The sequence below is a fragment of the Parasphingorhabdus sp. genome, assembly GCF_039982395.1.
In the GTDB taxonomy this organism is placed as follows: domain Bacteria; phylum Pseudomonadota; class Alphaproteobacteria; order Sphingomonadales; family Sphingomonadaceae; genus Parasphingorhabdus.
The window spans coordinates 1-18,884 of record NZ_JBDWYO010000003.1 but is presented as its reverse complement, the minus strand read 5'-3'; the positions used below and the strand labels follow the sequence as shown (position 1 = coordinate 18,884).

Genomic DNA, 18,884 nt, shown 5'->3' with positions numbered 1-18,884 from the left:
CGCGGATGTTGAAAGCATCTGACATTGCTCTGGGAGAAGACATCCAGACAGTGGGCACTGAGAGCGTCACAGCTCTTTCGGATATAACCGCTGACGCGTTTCGCGATGATCCCTTCAACAGCTGGTTGTTCGGCGGCTTTGGTCCGATGCATCGCACCTTTGCCAATCTGGCCCGTCATGTTTACACGCCCAACGGCTTTTGCCAGATATTGAGTGAAGAGGGCGAAGGCCGCGCCGCGACCATGTGGTTGCTGCCGGAGGACAAAGCAGATTCTCCGCTGACCGGGATGTTGCAAACCTATTGGGGGTTGTTGGCGAGCGGCGGCTTTTCTGCGCTGATGCGCGGTAAAGCGGCCGGAGAAGCGATGGCAAAACATCACCTAAAGGAACCGCATGCTTATCTGTTTACGGTGGGAGTGGGGAGCGCTGGCCGAGGCAGAGGGCTTGGTCGGAGGCTGATCCAGCCGGTTCTCGACGCCTGCGACGAGAAAGGCACCATAGCCTATTTGGAAAACAGCAATCCGGCGAACCAGCGGTTCTACGCCAGCCTCGGTTTTGAGCGGATCGAGTTGTTCCACGCTGCATCGGATAGTCCGCCGCTGGAGGCGATGAAGAGAATAGCTCGTTAGCGCCGGCTTCCAATCGCCTGCCGCTGAAACAATTGTGAAACATATCTGTAATTCAAAAGTCATTGAGCGGTCGTAGATGCATGTTCGAACGGTCGCACCGTTTTAAACGGTGCGATATCAACCTTCGACGCAGTCAACTATCGACAAGGATCTTTTGATGAAAACCAAAATTGCAATTTTAGCCGTAGCCACACTCGCACTGGCGGGCTGTGAAAATCAAGCTGGCGGCGGCGGTGGCAGCCGCGAGCAGATCCGCATAGTCGGATCCTCGACCGTATTCCCCTTTGCAAAAGCTGTAGCTGAGAATTTTGTCAGTGCTGCGAGTTTTAAAGCTCCGGTTCTGGAATCAACCGGGACGGGTGCTGGCATGAGCCTATTCTGTTCAGGTGTTGGCGCTGACACGCCGGATATTGAAAATGCCTCGCGCCGCATGAAAGCGTCCGAATTTGAATTATGTGCGACAAATGGTGTTACGGACGTCGTGGAAATCAACATTGGCATCGATGGTATCGCTGTGGCGCAATCGAAGGAAGGTCCTAGTTTCGCGCTGACCCCCGAGCAAATCTACAAAGCTATTGCCGCCAAACCTTTTGGCAAGGACAATGTCACCAAAAACTGGTCCGATATTGACGCTTCCCTGCCGTCGATTCCGATCAGTGTCTATGGCCCGCCTTCGACGTCAGGGACGCGCGACGCCTTGACCGAACTGATCATGGAAGTTGGCTGCAAGACGGATGCGGCGACCAAAGACCTCAAGAAGAGCAATAAGGATGAATATAAGTTGATTTGCCACGAGATCCGGACGGACGGTCCATATCTGGACACGGGCGAAAATGACAATCTGATCGTGCAAAAGCTGAAATCAAACCCCAATGCGGTTGGTGTCTTTGGCTATAGCTTTCTCGAAGAAAACCTCGATACCGTACGCGGGATCGCGGTCTCTGGCGTTCAACCTGCTTATGATGCGATTGCCTCCGGTGAATATCCCGGTGCCCGGCCGCTCTACATTTATGTGAAAAAACAGCATATCGGCGTCATCCCAGGGATTCAGGAATATATCACTGAATTCGTCAACGCGGGAACGCGGGATGGCTATCTGGTCAAAGCTGGTCTGATCGCTTCCCCGGATGAAACGCGGGTATCGATGATGGAAGTTACAAAAAACCTGCCTATTCTCAGCAAAGACGTGCTGGAATAGACGATCCATATTTCCTTGGAACTAGACAAGGAAGGGGGCTGTTGGCGACAACAGCCCCTTTTTTTGTCGGAAATTCAAACGAACAATGACCCGCCGGACCATCTCCGACAAAATGGCGAAACCGCAATTGCATTGCTTAGTTTATGACATTTTTGTTACAACAGCTCCTTATAATGAGGAAATTCCATGAATACCGGCACTTCGCAACATACCGTGACGGCCTTTGATGCCGAAATTCTCGATCTGAGAAAAATGGTCCTCGAGATTGGTGAAAAGAGCACCATCGCCATATCCCGTTCGATTGAGGCGCTTGAGAAAAATGACCTTGAACTGGCCAAATCTGTGGTTGCGGATGACCGTGAAATTGATGAGCTGGAACGAAAGATCGACGCATTGTCGATCCAGACAATCGCTCTGCGGGCACCGATGGCGGATGATCTTCGTCATCTGATTGCGACGTTCAAGATTTCAAGCATTGCCGAGCGCATTGGCGACTATGCTAAGAATATTGCCAAACGGGTGCCTTTGGTTGCAGAATCCAGCCACAAGATTGAACCCGCCGCGCTGTTGCCCTCAATGGCGAATATTGCTGCCGAACTGGTCCGGGATTCGTTCAAAGCCTATGCCGATGGCGATGTTGATATGACGGTGTCGGTGTGGGCCAAAGATCAGACTTTGGATCATTTCTACACCAGCATCTTCCGCTCGATCATAACCTATATGGTCGAGAATCCGGCCTATATCAGCGAATCCGCGCATCTTCTTTTCATTGCAAAGCATCTGGAACGGATTGGTGATCATGCGACCAATATCGCCGAACTGACCTATTTCTCCGAGACCGGCCGCCAAATGCCCGATCGCAACAAGGGCGACGATGTCGGGACTATCTGGGAAGACCAATAGTGTCCGTTATCCAAGCAATATTCCGCGCCGCCGTCAGCTCGTCAGAAGCTGATCTGGAACCGTCCGGCGAAGGCATCGACGTCGTAGTTGCCGTTGCCCGCAGCGAGGATCGCTGCATTGCTATAATCCTGTTTATAGTAGGAGAGCATGAACCGGACATAGTCGATCGGGGTCCAGATCAGAGATGCCTGATAGCTGTCTTGTGTGCCCCCGGTAATTCCCGCATCGGTCAGATCGAGATGGTCATAGCGGACATTGATTTGCCAAGCACCCAATCCGCCTTTGCCGACCGGATTGGACACTTTAATCCCTTTGAATATGCCATTTTTATAAGCACGCGTGTCGTCGGTCAGGAAGAATCCTGCCTCGATTGCTCCGCCGAAGAAGGTCGGGTCGGCTAGATTACCGGTGCGGTTCAGCTTCAACCAATGGGCTTCTGCTGTCGCATGGAAGCGGCCCGCGATAACCGCGGATTCAAGACCATAGCTGGTCTCGGATTTGGCATCGCTGATATTGCCGGTGTTGATGAAGCGCGTATCGGTGAAGTGCACCACAGGGCGCTGGCGATAGCGGCGCGAATTGATCGAATCGCCGAGATCGCGATAATGGTAGGATGCCCCGAAATGCGTCTGGGTATCGCCAAATTTAGGCATTGCCACGGCACGCACATCAAAGCCGATACTATTATCCTCGTCGTTGGTCAGGTCATCCATATTGGCGGTGAAGACACCGGCCTGAAACAACAGGTCCGATATTTTATATTCGGCAGAAATACCTACTCGCCGTTCAAAGCCGAAGGCATCGGTATAGGCGGCGCGTTCGATAAAGCTGGTGTCGTTGCTGCTCGACAGCTCCTCGAGACCCTGGAACGTATTATGTTGTCCCAGTGTAACCTTCAGCCCGTCATCCTTATAGGTGAAGAATGCGTCGGTCAGAGCGAGATCATTGCCGGCAAAGTCCAGTTCCAGCTTATAGCCAAATCCGCCTGGCATTGATCCGGACGCACCGATGCGGGTTCGACGGGCTTCATTGGCAAAGCCTAGACCGGCATCGTTAATGGCCGCCGGCGCATTGACCGTGCCAAAATCATATTGGATGCGGCCGCGCGGTTTGAAGCTCCAGCCGTCCTCGCCCTTCATCTCCGGTGCGCCTTTCCAGGCCACTTTGACCGGTTTCTGCTGCTTGATCTGTTCCTCGGTAGCAGCAATTTTCGCTTCGGCCGTGGCGATGGTGATGGCTGATTGCTCTTGGCTTACCTGCACATTGCCCAATTGCCGCCGCAGATCGGCAACCTCGCGCTCCAGCGCATCCAATTTGTTCAACAGGGTTGCCGCTTGCTCGGCAGAGATGGTTTCCGCCATGGCCGATGCGGGATATAGCGCGATCGTCGCGGTGCCGGCCAGCAGGCCAATGGTTTTGAGCATGGGGTTTTTCATAGAATCATCCGTCTGTTGCATTTACGTTGCATGATGGAGGATGATCTATGACCCGGGCGTTTCCCTTTCATGGCAGATTTATTTCACGTTTGTGACAAAGCGGGGGAGGCGCGTCTCAGTCGACAGTAGGCAAGCGGCGCTTGCCCTTGGTCCGGCTGGTCAGATGATATTGGAAGCAGCGATCACAGTGATAGGGGCGAAGGTCAATGCTTGCACTTTGCGCTGCCGCGATAGCGTCCGCCTCGCTGGGAAAGCGCTTTTTCTTCTGGCAGACATTTTGGCGGGTTCGCATGGGCTGGGCTTAGTGGCTTGCGGGAAGACGGGCAAGATGCGCGATCTCCCGATAGTTGCGTTCCCCGGTAGACGTTTCCTGCTGACATTGCGGCACGCCCCTGCTAACGGGCGCGCATGACTGAACGTTCCCATATCCGCAATTTCTCCATCATCGCCCATATCGATCATGGCAAATCGACTCTCGCTGACCGGCTGATCCAGCATACTGGCGGGCTGACCGAGCGGGAGATGAGCGCGCAGGTGCTCGACAATATGGATATCGAGCGCGAGCGCGGGATTACGATCAAGGCGCAGACGGTGCGGCTGAACTATACGGCGAAGGATGGCGAGACTTATGAACTCAGCCTGATGGACACGCCGGGCCATGTTGATTTTGCTTATGAAGTGTCGCGTTCGTTGGCGGCTTGCGAAGGCGCTTTGCTGGTGGTCGATGCGGCACAGGGGGTCGAGGCGCAGACGCTCGCCAATGTCTATCAGTCGATCGAACATGATCACGAGATTATTCCGGTGCTGAACAAGATCGACCTGCCGGCCGCCGAGCCGGAGCGGGTGCGCAATGAGATTGAAGAAATTATCGGGCTGGATGCATCGGAAGCGGTGTCGGCCAGTGCCAAGTCGGGCATTGGTATCGAGGATATCTTGGAGCAGATTGTTGTCAAAATCCCGCCACCGGGCGGTGATCGCGACAAGCCGCTCAAGGCGATGCTGGTCGATAGCTGGTATGACCCTTATCTGGGTGTGGTGATTCTGGTGCGGGTGATCGACGGGGTACTGACCAAGGGTCAGCGGATCAAGTTCATGGCACAGGGCACCGAGCATCTGGTCGACCGCGTTGGCTGTATGCGGCCGAAGGTCGAGCAGTTGCCAGAGCTGGCGGCGGGCGAAATCGGCTTTATCACCGCGCAGATCAAGGAAGTCAGCCAGACCGCGGTCGGCGATACGATTACGACGGTGAAAAACCCGGCGCCGGAGCCGCTTCCCGGGTTTAAGGAAGTGCAGTCGGTGGTTTTCTGCGGGTTGTTCCCGGTTGACGCGGCGGACTTCGAGAAATTGCGCGAAAGCATCGGCAAGCTGCGGCTGAACGACGCCAGCTTCACGTTCGAGATGGAAACCAGCGCCGCCTTGGGGCAGGGCTTCCGTTGTGGTTTCCTGGGGCTTCTCCATCTGGAGATTGTTCAGGAGCGGCTGACCCGCGAATATGATCTCGACCTGATCACCACCGCTCCGTCAGTGGTCTACCGGATAGAGATGAACGACGGCAGCGAGCAATTTTTGCACAATCCGGCGGACATGCCGGATGTCGTCAAGATCCGCGAGATCGAGGAACCGTGGATCGAGGCAACCATCTATTGTCCCGATGAATATCTCGGCGGCATATTGAAGCTCTGCCAAGACCGGCGCGGGGTGCAGAAGAACCTGACTTATGTCGGTGACCGGGCGCAGGTGGTCTATGAGCTACCGCTCAACGAGGTGGTGTTCGATTTCTATGACAGACTGAAGAGTATTTCGCGCGGCTATGCGAGCTTTGACTATCACCAGATCGGCCTGCGCACCGGCCAGCTGGTGAAGATGAACATCATGGTCAACGGCGATCCGGTCGATGCGCTGAGCATGATTGTCCACCGCGATGCTGCCGAAGCCCGCGGGCGTCACATGTGCGAGCGTTTGAAAGACCTGATCCCGCGCCATCTGTTCAAAATACCGGTTCAGGCCGCTATCGGCGGCAAGGTGATTGCCCGCGAAACAATCTCTGCGATGCGCAAGGATGTTACCGCGAAATGCTATGGCGGCGACATCAGCCGGAAGAAGAAGCTGCTCGACAAGCAGAAAAAGGGCAAGGCCAAGATGCGCGAATATGGCAATGTCAGCATTCCGCAGGAAGCGTTTATTGCTGCCCTGAAGATGGGCGATGAAGGCTAGGACCTATCCGAGGCGCAAGCCAGGCATTGCTGTTCTTCCGCCGGTTTAGGTTGGATTCGAGAGCGAATTGATCGCTAGTCGCTGTCTCTCTCATAGGGACAAGGCGTTATTTTCCCGGGCAGTATCGGCGGTCCTTTTGCTCGGAATTTTGCGAAATAGCCGCCCAGTTCCGGCCGCTCCATGAAGCCGACCAGTTCATAGCCTACGGCTTCAAACTCGCAGAAAAGCTGCTTCGGTGGAATTCCGTGCTGCGCAAAGTCGCGATTGACATCAACCACGATGACCTCGCCAGCCCCTTCGGCTCCATCCTTTGCCAGCAGAGCAGGGCGCAGGCGTGAGAGAAAGGCATAGGGTTCGCGGACTTCATGATACATGTGGACAAGGAAAACACGATCAAAGCTATTCTCTGGCAGTCTAGGGCTGTCCGGCGCACCAAGTTTGATCGAGACATTGTCCAAGGCATCGCGGTTGACCCGTTCGGCCAGCCGGTCGATCGCACCTTGGTCAATATCCTGCGCCAGTACACGTCCCTTGGCGCCAACTTTTTCGGCGAGGCGCACCGTATAATAGCCTTCTCCTGCACCGATATCGGCAACCGTCATGCCCGGCTGCAGCCCCGCCGCTTTCATAATTTCTTCTGCTTCACCGCGCTTGTCGCGCGCCGTTTCGGTCGACCATTGATTGCCAGCCAGATCTGATACCGGCCGCGAAGCCGGCGGATAAGCCCGCGCGGTTTCTGCCCGGTCGGCATCCGGATCCTCGACCCGCTTACAGGCTGTCAGCGGCGTAACGAGAAGCGAGAGCATCAGCGGAGCGGCCAAGGCGCGGTGTTGCCAAGGCATTTCCATTCTACGGAATCGGTGCAAGGCGTGGTTCCAAAAAGTCATGCATACCAGATTAGGGGAGCGCAACGTTTGGGGCAATGGCGATTTGCTAAAGCAATGAATTGGGAATTCGGAGCATCCCTCTGGCGGTAAGGACCGAGTTTAGAAGATGATAAGCATCCGTGTACGGTAGGACGAACGGTTCAACCGTTGCCGCTGCGCCGTGTTGGGCTTTCGAAGAGCGCCGGGTTTGACCATTGCGAAACGTCTCTCTTGCTGCCGTTTATATAGGGTGTGATCGGTTGGTAGCTTGGTTCCACATTTTGCCCCGTCGCTTTTGCTGATCGATTTTCTGATGAGATGGGTCGCGATATATAATAGCCTTGCGCCGCCGTACAGCCGATCGCTTCGAGCCATTGAAATTGTTCGCGTTCTTCAATCCCTTCGGCGACCGTTTTCATGCCCAATTCTTGGGCCAGGCCGACAATCGCTTTGATGATCGCTTGGCAATCTGAGCGGGTTGCCAAATCGGTCACGAAACAACGATCGATTTTGATCGTATCGAAGGGAAAAGCGCGCAGATAGTTTAACGAGGAATAGCCTGTGCCAAAATCATCAAGGGCAATGCGGACGCCAATGGCGCGCAGCTTGTGCAGCGTTTCCACATTCTCTTTGGTATCGTGCAGCAGTGCCGTTTCAGTGATTTCCAACTCTACTCGACCGGGAGCTACTCCGGTGGCCGCTAGCGACTGCATGAGCACGGCAATGAAACGTTCGGAACGGATCTGGACCGAAGACAGGTTCAGGGCAATCGTCAGTGGTTCGCGCCATTCGGCGGCTTGCCGCAAGGCGTCGCGGACAATCCATTCGCCAAGCGATATGATGAGACCATTTTCTTCTGCGATGCTGATAAATTGATCGGGCATGATCAACCCGCGAACCGGATGGTTCCATCGTACCAGGGCCTCCATTCCGGATGGCTTTCCGGTCGCGAAATCAAGCTGTGGCTGGAAGTCGAGCGAAAACTGGCCTTCCGTTAAAGCCGTGCGCAGATCCAGTTCCAGCTCATGACGCTGGCGCTCCAATTCGTGAAGCGTCGCATTATAGTCCCGATGGCAATTTCGTCCGTCATCTTTCGCTGCATAGAGCGCCAGGTCTGCGCGGCGCATCCATTCTTCAGGCTCGACAGTGCGCTCGTCATTATGGGCAATGCCGATGCTGGCCGACATTCTTATAACTTTCCCTGCGATCTTGAACGGGTCCGAGAGGCGCGCGACCAGTCGGTCAGCCAGGTCGTGGGATTGTTGTAGAGTGATTTTTGCCTTGGTCACGACCGCAAATTCATCGCCACCCAAGCGGGCGACCAGCGTTTCGGTACCGGATTCTTGAACGATCCGCTTTGCCACCGCGACCAGCAAGATGTCTCCGGCGCCATGCCCCAGCGTGTCGTTGATGATCTTGAACTTGTCGAGATCAACAAACAGCAGCGTATGGGAGCTGGCGTCGTTTCTGGACAGATCAACCAGAGTTTCGTTAAACTTCATACGGTTCGCAAGGCCGGTAAGCGAATCGCTTCTAGCCATGCGCGAGAGTTTCTTGTCGCCCAATGTTTGGGCTGTGACATCGCTCATCACGCCGCGCATCGTGCCGCCATCCAAAGGCTTGGCGGATATCGACCACCAGGTTTCGCTCTCTCGTCCCGCCAATTGAATGATCAGGTCGCGAAATCCAGTGCGAGCGTTGATATGGCGTTTCAGCATGTCGCGATCAGGCCCATCCACAAAAAGCGATAAAAGTTCGCAGCCTTCTAGGTCTTCCGCCGACCGCGCCGCCGCTTCCGAAAACCGTTCGGTGATGTCGAGCAGCCGGCCCGTTGGATCGACTTCCCACAACCAGTCCGAGGCAGAGGCTTCATATTCGTGCAACAGCAATCGCACGGTCTGCTCCGAGCGTTCCAATTCAATCTCTTCGATGAGCCGCTCGCGATAGAAACGCGAATGGTCAGAAACGCCGCGCAGGATGATGATGCCATGCACCCATGTCAGCAATATGATGGGAATGGCCAAGCCGACAGGATATAGAGAGGCTATGCCGGTGCCAGCCAATATACAGGCGATCATCAGGAGATAGGCCGCTGGTTTCAGGTGGCGATATTGGAGCAGGGCAGTGGACATAATGCCCGCCGCCAGAACGCACAAAATCAGATATTCACCAGGACTTTGTGCATGCTGCCACAAGACAGCAAAGGCAATTGCCCAGTTAAGACCACAACATTTGGCGAGGATCGTTGCGTAGATCGCGTTCTTGCGGATATAGGCTGGGTCGGTTGAATGGCTGTCAAAATCAAACGTATGTTTGAGCCGCAATCCGTCGAGCAGCAAAAGAGCGGCAATCCAGCTGATCCAGAAAGTGGCATGTTCCGCCGTTGCCAAGGTTGACACAATGATGATCGCGCTCAAAAGCGTTCCCATCGCCGCGCCGCGAACGTTTGAGATAAAGTCGGACATTTGCCGACTGAGCAACTGATCCTCGAGATCAAGCGATGATGTCTGACTCAAGAATTGTCACCTTCCGACTTATCAACCGTTGTCAAAAGGATTTACGGTTGTTTCTCGAGGACTTAAGGCCTTTCGCTCTGTCAAAAGGTCATGCAGTCAATCAGGAGGCGGGCGCGGTCGACGATGTGCCTTCCCCACGATCAGGCTATGGATCAGGCAAGCATCTTCCGTGCAAGCGCGGTCCCAGATAACCAAGCACATTCGATTCTGGGGCCGATTAACCAGTCGCCGCAAACGCCGATCTTCAATTGCTCATTGTACAGCGAACCCTGGTCCGCTGACCCCGACCGTGCGTAGCGCCATCGGTGCGCTGATGCGACAAGTGGCTCGGGCAAAGCAACGTCCAGCAACGTTGCAAAGCGGGCAGACAAAGCTGTGATGACCATATCCTGACTGTCTTCTAGATGCACCCGAGACCAGTCTGGAGAGGCCTGGACAACCCAGCTGTCCGGCCCCGTACGACCGGGTTTGTCTGTATTTCTCGCAGCCCAGCCGATGATGGCATCATCAGATATGGTTTTTATGTCTGTTTCGATGGGATCAGCAAATGCCAACATCAATGTCCAGCATGGAGCGGAGACGGTTTTCGCAGCCATCGCCTGGAAATTTTCTTCCACCGGTGCCAATAGAACCGCGGCCTGTTCCGCCGGAACTGCAAGAATGACGGCGTCAAAAAGCATCTCGATAAGATGGCCATGGCTCCGCAATTGCCAGCCATTTTGCTGTTTCACCAAAGCATCGATGCGTGTTGACCATGTGACATCATGATCGGTTGCAGATGCCTTGATGGGCGCGTTCATTGCCGGGACGCCCACCCATGCGTCCGGCCCGGCCGCTGGCCATGGCGCGACTGCGCCAGCATCTTGCCATTGTTTGACGATTTTTTGAAAGGCCGGATCGCGGGCGGTGAAATGTTGAGCGCCATGGTCAAAGCTGACCTGTCCGATGGCCGTGTCAATGCGCCGTGTGGACATGCGGCCGCCCGGACCGCGGGCTTTATCAAGTAGCGATACTTGATGTCCTGCAGCGACCAAAAGGTCCGCGCAAGCCAAACCGGAGAGGCCGGCACCCAAGATGGCAATGTTCATAACTAGGTCTTTCAGCCGTATGGTCATATAACGCAAAGGCTTACATATAGGACCGAGAGTTTAAATTCCGCCAAGATGGCAGGGGAGTTTCTCTGACAAAGAAGGGCTTAGGTCGCAATATGTCCCAACGGGCGATGAGTAAGATTATTATCTGGTATGACGGGGGGTGTCCCTTGTGTCTTCGCGAGATTGCAATGGTGCGGAGACTGGACAAAAATGATGCCATTGATTTTGTCGACCTGACGTCGCCAAATATATCCTGTCCGCTCGATCGCACATTCATGCTGAACCGGTTTCATGCACAAGAAAGCGGGGTCTTATTGTCAGGAGCCGCTGCTTTCGCTGCTATGTGGCGTGCCGTTCCGCTTTTGCGCCCGCTGGGTCTTGCTGCCCGTATCCCGGGAGTTTTGTCGATTCTCGAGACCGGTTATCGGTTGTTTTTGAACGTGCGCCCCCGCCTGCAACGCTACGCCGGCGGGCGGGTGCAATCATGAGGGCTCGACCGGATCCCATAGAACCGGGCCAAGAGAGCGTCTGGGATTACCCCCGCCCAGCGGTGGCGGAGCCATGCCATTCCCGGGTCATGATTGAGCATGAGGGACAAATTTTGGTCGACACGCGCAAGAGTGCCCGGACGCTCGAAACCAGTCATCCCCCTACATATTATATTCCGTTATCCGACATTGCTGACGGCATATTGCACCGGGCTGAGGGAACCTCTTTTTGCGAGTGGAAAGGAGCGGCCGTCTATTGGGATGTTGTCATGGGCGACACGATATTGCCTCGCATTGGATGGAGCTATCCCATGCCAACCGCTCATTTTCTTATATTGCGCGACCATATTGCCTTTTATGCTGCGCCCTTTGACCGGTGCAGCGTCGATGGTGAAACTGTAACCCCGCAATCCGGCGCGTTTTACGGCGGCTGGATAACCAGCAATCTCGCGGGTCCTTTCAAAGGAATGCCAGGAAGCCGGGGGTGGTAAGGCTATGACCGACGATAGCAATAAACAGAAGAATCGCGCGGTGCCAAGCAGACGCATGTCCCGCCTGGGTCAATTCGGGCGATTGGCCAGCGGAGTCGCCGGGGGCATGCTTGCGGAAGGCGCGCGGCGCCTTGCGGACGGCGAGCGCCCCGCCTTGCGTGACATGATGCTGACGCCCGGTAACATCGCCAGAGTGGCTGATCGCTTATCGCATTTGCGTGGTGCCGCGATGAAGATCGGGCAAATGATCTCGATGGATGCTGGAGACATGCTGCCGCCAGAACTGACGGAGATCATGGCGCGTCTGCGCGATAATGCGCACCGGATGCCGCCGCAACAGTTGCAGCGTGTTTTGACGCAGCAATGGGGGACGGATTGGCGCAAACGCTTTGCCCATTTTGGCGCGACGCCGATCGCTGCGGCCTCTATTGGTCAAGTCCATCGGGCCAAGACTCCTGATGGTCGCGACCTTGCGATAAAGGTCCAATATCCTGGCGTCAGGGAAAGCATCGATGCGGATGTTGACAATGTCGCAACTTTGCTGCGGGTTTCGAATCTTTTGCCAACTGAACTGGATATTGGGCCCTTATTGGAAGAGGCCAAAAAACAGCTTCATGAAGAGGCGGATTATGTTCGGGAAGGACGGTATCTGAAGCGTTTCGGCGCGTTGCTTGCTGGTTCAAATGATTATGTCATTCCGGTTCTCGACGCCGAATTTACGACGGATCAAGTGTTGGCCATGAGTTTCGTCGAGGGCGAAGCCATAGAGAGCCTTGTCGACGCGCCACAGGATGTGCGCGATGCCGCCATGCGTCTGTTGTTTAAATTGGTCATGCGGGAAATATTTGACTTTGGGATCATTCAATCGGACCCCAATTTTGCCAATTATCGCTATCGGCCGGAAAATGGCAATCTGGTGCTGTTGGATTTTGGGGCAACCAGACAGGTCAAGGCGGACGTTGCAGACGGTTATCGCAGATTGATCACCGCTGCCTTGCAGGGTGATCATGATGCTGTGCGTGACGAGGCGGTTGCAACGGGCTTTGTTAGTCAAACCGCCATCGACCGGCATGGTGAGCGGATCGATGCAATGATTGATGTCATTATCGGTGAACTCAATCGCCCGGGCATATTCGATTTCGGCGATCGTGCTTTTGTCACCATATTACGCGAACAGGGTATGGATGTGGCAGCGGACAAAGCAGCATGGCATATACCGCCAACGGATTTGCTTTTCGTTCAGCGTAAAATTAGCGGCATGGCCTTGCTCGCGGCGCGTTTGAAAGTAAGGTTAGATGTGAGAGAATTGGTCGCTGAACATTGGGACATAGAGGAGGGGCAGGGGTGACCCGTTTGGTTTTGGTATCTGCTTTGACCGGTCTAAGGCGAACCCATTTTGCCTTTTGGACCTATTGCTCTTTAGCGAAGCCATTGGGACAAGACTGAGATGACCTATTTTCGAACAATATTCACTGGTGCAACTCAGTTCGAATTGACGTTTGATTTCACGGCATCTTCAAAAAGTGGATATCAAGGATGAGAAAAGTTCATGACAACATACTTTCTGCATCCAGCCCACGTGTGGGAAATGGTTTGACGCGATGGCTTGGACGCATCGTGTTGCGGTGCATGGGCTGGAAAATGGTCGGAAAGCTGCCGCCGGAAAAAAAGCTCATCATCGCCGGCATGCCGCATACATCCAATTGGGATTTCATAATTGCCATGGCATGTATGCAATCGGTCGGGCTCAAAGTTTCCTTCATGATGAAAAGAGAGGTGTTTCGCTGGCCGCTCCGCGGTTTCTTCAAATATCTGGGTGGCGTGCCGATTGACCGTTTGTCGCAAAAAAATGTGACATCGCAAATGGTGAACTGGTTCGGTCGTAACGAAAATGTCTGGTTGGGAATAACACCTGAAGGCACGCGCAGCAAAGTCAGCGCATATAAAAAGGGATATCTGCGTATCTCAAAGGCTGCGGGGGTGCCCATCGCATTGATCGGCATTGACGCCCGGTCAAAAGAAGTCGTCCTGCATGAAGATATATGGAAATATACAGGCAGGAATAATGACGAAGACAATGCAGCCATAAAGGCTTTCGTTGATGCAAATTTCTTTGGGATTAATCAGAAAAATCAGTGATTTAGGTTTAAGTTCTGCCTAGCATTCAAAGGTCTTGGCGTTGCCTATGGGTAGAAGGGCGGACATTAGAAATTTGATGAAAGACTGCCAGTTACTCCGCCAATCGAGATTGCTCTAAATGTCGACAATCTTCTATATTTGCCGATTATCCAACGCTGCTTTGAGCTCGCGTTGCGCCGAGGCCTTCAAATATGGAAACAGAACCGCAAGATGATGTTCAATTCCGCGCTTTTGGTCGTCCCAGCCGACTTGCTCAAGCCCTTCTAGTTCGCGCAGGTGATCAACCCAATAGCGGCTGACGATCCATAATGATCGGCCCAGAACATCTATGCTCTGTCCCTTATCTTCTGCGAAAAGACGCTCTTTATCAATTCGCTTGAGTAAGGCGATTAGTCCATCATAGTCGGCATTCAGCTCCGAATCTGGTCGCCGACCAACCGGTTCGCCTGCATAATGCATCCGGTCACGCAGAAGGAAGCGGTAGCGCCACGTCAGCTGCATTCCGAATAGCAAATGATCGATATACTCGTCAGCCAATGTTCCGGTTTTCGGGGCTGTGCGATGATCTTTCATCAACAATAGCAAATCGTCTTCCAACGCTGTCGTTAGGTCGCGCTTCGTAGGGAAATGATAGGTCAAATTGCCTTGAGACATATCTAGAGCAGCAGCGATTTCTGTGACCGATGTCGCGGCATATCCCTTCGCATTAAATGCGCGTCGGCTGGCATCCAATATGCGGTCTGCTGTGGCTGAGCGCTTTTTCATCTGTTCCAATATCCTCACGGTTTACGGGTGACCTGTAAAAGGGAGTTGCAAATTAGTATGTAATACCTAATAATAGGTATTGCTACCTAATCGTTCATTCGAGCAGGACTTATTTTATGGCTCAGCAGCAGCCAGCGAATTTTGGGAGAGAATATCATGGCCAACACTGTCGACATATTCTGGTCATTCAGAAGCCCCTATTCTTATCTGGTAACACCAGATTTGCTGCGACTGCGCGACGATTATGCGGTTAGTGTTGCGCTGCGCCCAGTGTTGCCAATTGCCTTGCGCGCCAAATCAACCGTGTTCGATGCTGCCGATAAAAAGCGTCCCAAATATATCGTGATGGACTCCCGGCGCCGTGCGGCGTTTCTGGGTTTGCCATTTTTCTGGCCGAAACCGGATCCAGTCATCCAGGATATGGAAACCTATGAGGTACCCAAAGAACAACCCAATATTTGGCGATTATCAATGCTCGGTGTTGAGGCGGAGCGGCAAAGCAAAGGTATCGATTTCGCGCATCACGTAGCGGCTTTGTTATGGGGCGGAACCAAGAATTGGGACCAAGGAGACCATTTGGCACTTGCCGCCCAGAAAGCGGGCCTGAATCTGTCCGAGATGGAAAGCGCTTTCGCTCATTATGATGCCAAGGCTGAGATAAAGAAAAATCACAAATTGCTTGAGCAATCCGGCCATTGGGGAGTGCCCACAATGGTGTTTAAAGGCGAGCCGTTTTTCGGCCAGGACCGCATTGATACGTTGCGCTGGCGTCTCGACGAAGCGGGACTGTGCCGCGCCCCGAAACAATAATCTGTGAAAATTATCTACTAACGGAAGGAGCCTAAAAATGGATCTCATGATTAAAGGCAAAAAGGCAATCATGGCTGGCGGCAGTGCTGGCATGGGCCGAGCGACAGCTGAACGATTGGCGGAAGCCGGAGCCGATTTGGTTATTTCTGCTCGCGGCCAGGAACGGCTTCAAAAGGCCGCAGAAGAAATTGCTGGAAAATATGGGGTATCGGTAACTCCGGTTGTTGCAGACTCCTCCACAGAGGAAGGTCGTCAGGCATTGTTTGCCGCATGTCCTGATCCTGACATTCTGGTAATCACGATCAAGCCGCCTGATCCGAACGGAGACTTCCTTAAGGTAACGCCCGATATGTGGCGTGAATCGGTCGATACCGCCTTGATCGGGCCGATTGAAATCATGCGCAATTATATTCCGGCCATGAAGGAAAAAGGCTGGGGCAGGATCGTGAATATCGCTACTTTTTCGGCCAAGAACCCGATGATCTGGAGGTTGATGTCTGGCCCGGCACGCTCCGCATTGCTCAACTATACAGCAAGCGTTTCCCGGGAAATTGCTCCTCACGGCGTGATCCTGAACAACCTATTGCCCGGTATGTTTGCCACGGAAGGCGCATCGGAAATCATGGAAGCCTATGCGGATGCATTTGGACTTGAACCCGAGCGAGAGATTGTGCGAGCGCATTTCAAGGAGCATAATCACATACCAGTTGGCTCTATGGGGGATGCCGATGACCTCGCGCCAATGGCGGCTTTCCTATGCAGTGGGTTGGCGCGATTCATTGTTGGTCAAAATATAGTGATCGATGGCGGCCAGCACAGCTCCATTTTCTAGTGAGGGGGATCAAATGATAGTCTACGGATCACGGATTTCTTACTATACAGGCAAATTGGAAGCCTATTTGCGGTATAAGAATATCGCCTACACACTTTTGCCGACGCCTTATGGTGAAGCCGAGATGTTGAAAGAAAAAGTGGGCGCGGTGCAGATGCCGATTGTTGATGATGACGGGACGTGGATGTCAGACACGACACCAATCATTACCTATCTTGAGACGCAGCATCAAGATAACCCGGTGTTGCCGCAGGACCCGGTTGTGGGTTTCATTTCCCATCTTATCGAAGACTATGGCGATGAATGGTTGTGGCGGTCAGCAATGTATTATCGCTGGTGGTATGACTATGACCGTCAGCACGCCGCCAATGTCCTGACCGACGAAGTTACAGGACATATAAAATTGCCGCGGTGGTTGAGACAAAGGATGATTGTTCGCCGTCAGGTGAACCACTATGTCAAACGGGACGGCGTTACGGAAACGACGCGCCACAATATTGAACAGAACTATCACAATGCATTGGCGGCGATGACCACGATGCTGGAGAGTCGGCCTTTCCTTCTTGGCAATGCGCCGTCAATGGCGGACTTCGGCATGATGGGGCCGATGTTTCGGCATTACGGTCAGGACTCCACACCTGCAGAAATTATGCGCAACAGCGCGCCAGCTGTTTATGAATGGGTTGCCCGGATGTGGCACGCCAAAGATCAAGTCCAGCCAGAATTCGTATCAAAAATACCGCGCGATGCTGGACCCTTGCTGAAGGAAATATGCGAAACACATCTGGTGCAGTTAGCAGCCAATGCGGAAGCTTTTGCCGAGGATGAAGAGCGCTTTGATATGACAGTGCAGGACTGCAACTACCGGGATATTGCCGTATCTCAATATCGCGTGTGGTGCCTCGAAGAATTGCGACGCCGTTTTGATCTACTGTCCGACGATCAGCAAAATTCGATCAAAGCGCTGTTGCCACATAATGAGGCTGAAATACTCTGGAATGCGAAGCCTCTGGCGCAATCCGGTTTCAACAGCGATAATCATCTGCCCTTTGGGAAGGCCATGAACGTGTTCAAGGGCGGGCTACCCTAGCTTTGTTTAAGGGCCTTCATTCCACCGAGAAGTCCATTTGCCTAATGGTGCGCTCATGTCCGTTTCGGGCGCAAAAGCGGACGTTAGGTTTTTTCCATTTTGGATTCGCATCGGAGAAGCCTTGTGTTATTCAGCTCTAATGGAACATGTCTGGATATTTCATGGGCAGGATGCCGACTTTGCGTCTGCCGTCTTTGCCAAACGCGCTGATGCAGAAACATGGATAAACGAGAACCACTTTTCAGGAGTTTTGACAATCTACCCCGTGGATAAACCCATTTATGATTGGGCTGTTGAAAAAGAGTTTTTCCGGCCAGATCTTGATCATCCCAAGACCGGAAAGTTCATTCAAAATTTCACTTCGGCGTCTCAAGAGCATTTTCACTATGAAAATGGTGTCCTAGACTAGGTTTTTAATGTCCGCTTTCGGGATAAAGTAGAAACCGAGGTACAATGTATAAAAAGATCTTTTTGTTCATTCTGGGAGCATTGATGCTCGCCTCATTTTTTTCATTCATGGTGTTCAGTAATTGGGTGGACTCAGAGCTTACAAAATCAAAAGAGAATTTCGTTTGTGAAGCTACGAAGATTAAGCTTTCAAAAAATGGTATCAGCAAACAAGGGTATGTTATTCAGCGTTATGTGATGACATACAATTACTGGCGATCATGGAAATGGCATTCAGCAGGTTTTCTAACCTACAAGTACATTCAATTTTGGTCAGAGGACGATGTTGCGACAACGTTTCGGTCCATCTGTCCAAACGGAATGGAATGATTCCTAGTGTCCGCTTTCGGGATATAGCAGCCACTGGATTTGTTAGGCAAGTTCTAGCAAGAAGGTACGCAGTATCTCTATTGTTTCCTTATCGACAGACCAGACTGATAGATAATCCAACACCGTTTCAAAATACACGTCTACCTGTTGAGAGTTCCAAACAAGCTTGCCTTCAACGCAATCTTCTCCGTCTTGATAAACAGGCAATTTCAAGTCAGCTTCGGGATGTTTCCTAGCGAACTTTGTGAGTAACCTACGATGCTGTCCGCCGTCATCCTGACCGCAGCCCCACATACAGAAACCCCATCCATTTGGGCCGTAGTTGCCCCCACTTTGGCAATCCTTTACTGGATCGACATCTCCGTAGTGCTCCATCCGGTTTCAGTTCCCTCAATTTTTTGAGATCGATAAACGGCTCTAACATAGATCAAGTTTGGGAACTAAGCTAATGTCCGCTTTCGGGATATTGCGGACTTGAGTCGTCGGGAGAAGTTTTTTGATCAATGCGTCACAGGATAAAACTATATACCGTCGAGTTTTATCGTTAGAAAGCGTTTCAACCTGAAGATGGATCAAGAATTGGACAATTACAAAAAGTATGTCTTTGTCGACTTGATATTGCTGACCGTCGCTCTG

Annotated in this window: 18 protein-coding genes; 12 read left to right on the top strand and 6 right to left on the bottom strand. The window is 52.9% G+C overall.

Annotated features, from left to right (window positions below):
• Window positions 1–5: 5 nt before the first annotated feature.
• From ABJV08_RS06630 to phoU, 3 genes are all read left to right on the top strand, one after another.
• Window positions 6–629: a GNAT family N-acetyltransferase gene (locus tag ABJV08_RS06630; RefSeq protein ID WP_348040254.1), complete on the top strand. Its 624-nt coding sequence runs from the start codon at window positions 6–8 to the stop codon at window positions 627–629.
• A gap of 157 nt (window positions 630–786) precedes the next feature.
• Window positions 787–1,827 carry a substrate-binding domain-containing protein gene (locus tag ABJV08_RS06625; protein WP_348040252.1) on the top strand — a complete coding sequence of 347 codons (1,041 nt, stop codon included), beginning with the start codon at window positions 787–789 and terminating at the stop codon, window positions 1,825–1,827.
• 186 nt (window positions 1,828–2,013) lie between these two features.
• Window positions 2,014–2,730 (top strand): phosphate signaling complex protein PhoU, encoded by a 717-nt coding sequence (gene phoU / locus ABJV08_RS06620; protein ID WP_348040250.1) that lies wholly within the window; start codon window positions 2,014–2,016, stop codon window positions 2,728–2,730.
• A gap of 41 nt (window positions 2,731–2,771) precedes the next feature.
• Here phoU and ABJV08_RS06615 read toward each other — a convergent pair whose 3' ends face one another.
• Both ABJV08_RS06615 and ABJV08_RS06610 read right to left on the bottom strand, forming a co-directional pair.
• Window positions 2,772–4,166 (bottom strand): porin, encoded by a 1,395-nt coding sequence (locus tag ABJV08_RS06615; RefSeq protein ID WP_348040248.1) that lies wholly within the window; start codon window positions 4,164–4,166, stop codon window positions 2,772–2,774.
• Window positions 4,167–4,281: 115 nt separating this feature from the next.
• Window positions 4,282–4,458, bottom strand: a complete 177-nt coding sequence (locus ABJV08_RS06610; protein ID WP_348040246.1) for a hypothetical protein — start codon at window positions 4,456–4,458, stop codon at window positions 4,282–4,284.
• A gap of 116 nt (window positions 4,459–4,574) precedes the next feature.
• Here ABJV08_RS06610 and lepA point away from each other — a divergent pair, with 116 nt between their 5' ends.
• Window positions 4,575–6,380 carry a translation elongation factor 4 gene (lepA, locus tag ABJV08_RS06605; RefSeq protein ID WP_348040244.1) on the top strand — a complete coding sequence of 602 codons (1,806 nt, stop codon included), beginning with the start codon at window positions 4,575–4,577 and terminating at the stop codon, window positions 6,378–6,380.
• Between the two features lie 74 nt (window positions 6,381–6,454).
• Here the strand turns inward: lepA and ABJV08_RS06600 are convergent, their stop codons facing one another.
• From ABJV08_RS06600 to ABJV08_RS06590, 3 genes are all read right to left on the bottom strand, one after another.
• The gene (locus ABJV08_RS06600) at window positions 6,455–7,186 is read right to left on the bottom strand and encodes a class I SAM-dependent methyltransferase (protein ID WP_348041255.1); all 732 of its coding nucleotides are present in this window, start codon (window positions 7,184–7,186) and stop codon (window positions 6,455–6,457) included.
• A gap of 221 nt (window positions 7,187–7,407) precedes the next feature.
• Complete coding sequence (locus ABJV08_RS06595) at window positions 7,408–9,762, bottom strand: EAL domain-containing protein (RefSeq protein WP_348040242.1); 2,355 nt, start codon at window positions 9,760–9,762, stop codon at window positions 7,408–7,410.
• A gap of 152 nt (window positions 9,763–9,914) precedes the next feature.
• On the bottom strand, window positions 9,915–10,850 hold the full coding sequence (locus ABJV08_RS06590; RefSeq protein WP_348040240.1) for an NAD(P)-binding protein: 936 nt from the start codon (window positions 10,848–10,850) through the stop codon (window positions 9,915–9,917).
• Between the two features lie 134 nt (window positions 10,851–10,984).
• Between ABJV08_RS06590 and ABJV08_RS06585 the strand changes: the two genes are divergently transcribed.
• From ABJV08_RS06585 to ABJV08_RS06570, 4 genes are all read left to right on the top strand, one after another.
• The gene (locus ABJV08_RS06585; RefSeq protein ID WP_348040239.1) at window positions 10,985–11,344 is read left to right on the top strand and encodes a DUF393 domain-containing protein; all 360 of its coding nucleotides are present in this window, start codon (window positions 10,985–10,987) and stop codon (window positions 11,342–11,344) included.
• Window positions 11,341–11,835, top strand: a complete 495-nt coding sequence (locus ABJV08_RS06580; RefSeq protein WP_348040237.1) for a DUF427 domain-containing protein — start codon at window positions 11,341–11,343, stop codon at window positions 11,833–11,835. Before ABJV08_RS06585 ends, ABJV08_RS06580 begins: the two co-directional genes overlap by 4 nt.
• Before the next feature lie 4 nt (window positions 11,836–11,839).
• Entirely contained in the window at window positions 11,840–13,183 is a 1,344-nt protein-coding gene (locus ABJV08_RS06575) for an AarF/ABC1/UbiB kinase family protein (protein WP_348040236.1), read from the top strand.
• A gap of 188 nt (window positions 13,184–13,371) precedes the next feature.
• A complete protein-coding gene (locus tag ABJV08_RS06570) occupies window positions 13,372–13,974 on the top strand; it encodes a 1-acyl-sn-glycerol-3-phosphate acyltransferase (protein ID WP_348040235.1) in 603 nt (200 codons plus the stop codon).
• A 132-nt stretch (window positions 13,975–14,106) separates the two neighbouring features.
• Here ABJV08_RS06570 and ABJV08_RS06565 read toward each other — a convergent pair whose 3' ends face one another.
• Complete coding sequence (locus ABJV08_RS06565) at window positions 14,107–14,739, bottom strand: TetR family transcriptional regulator (protein WP_348040233.1); 633 nt, start codon at window positions 14,737–14,739, stop codon at window positions 14,107–14,109.
• A gap of 156 nt (window positions 14,740–14,895) precedes the next feature.
• Between ABJV08_RS06565 and ABJV08_RS06560 the strand changes: the two genes are divergently transcribed.
• Genes ABJV08_RS06560 through ABJV08_RS06545 form a run of 4 tightly spaced genes read left to right on the top strand, consistent with a single transcriptional unit; the run spans window position 14,896 to window position 17,880 of the window.
• Complete coding sequence (locus ABJV08_RS06560; protein WP_348040231.1) at window positions 14,896–15,549, top strand: DsbA family protein; 654 nt, start codon at window positions 14,896–14,898, stop codon at window positions 15,547–15,549.
• Between the two features lie 37 nt (window positions 15,550–15,586).
• Complete coding sequence (locus ABJV08_RS06555; protein WP_348040229.1) at window positions 15,587–16,381, top strand: SDR family oxidoreductase; 795 nt, start codon at window positions 15,587–15,589, stop codon at window positions 16,379–16,381.
• Window positions 16,382–16,394: 13 nt separating this feature from the next.
• A complete protein-coding gene (locus tag ABJV08_RS06550; protein ID WP_348040227.1) occupies window positions 16,395–17,471 on the top strand; it encodes a glutathione S-transferase family protein in 1,077 nt (358 codons plus the stop codon).
• A gap of 55 nt (window positions 17,472–17,526) precedes the next feature.
• Window positions 17,527–17,880 (top strand): hypothetical protein, encoded by a 354-nt coding sequence (locus tag ABJV08_RS06545; RefSeq protein ID WP_348040225.1) that lies wholly within the window; start codon window positions 17,527–17,529, stop codon window positions 17,878–17,880.
• Window positions 17,881–18,884: the final 1,004 nt, after the last annotated feature.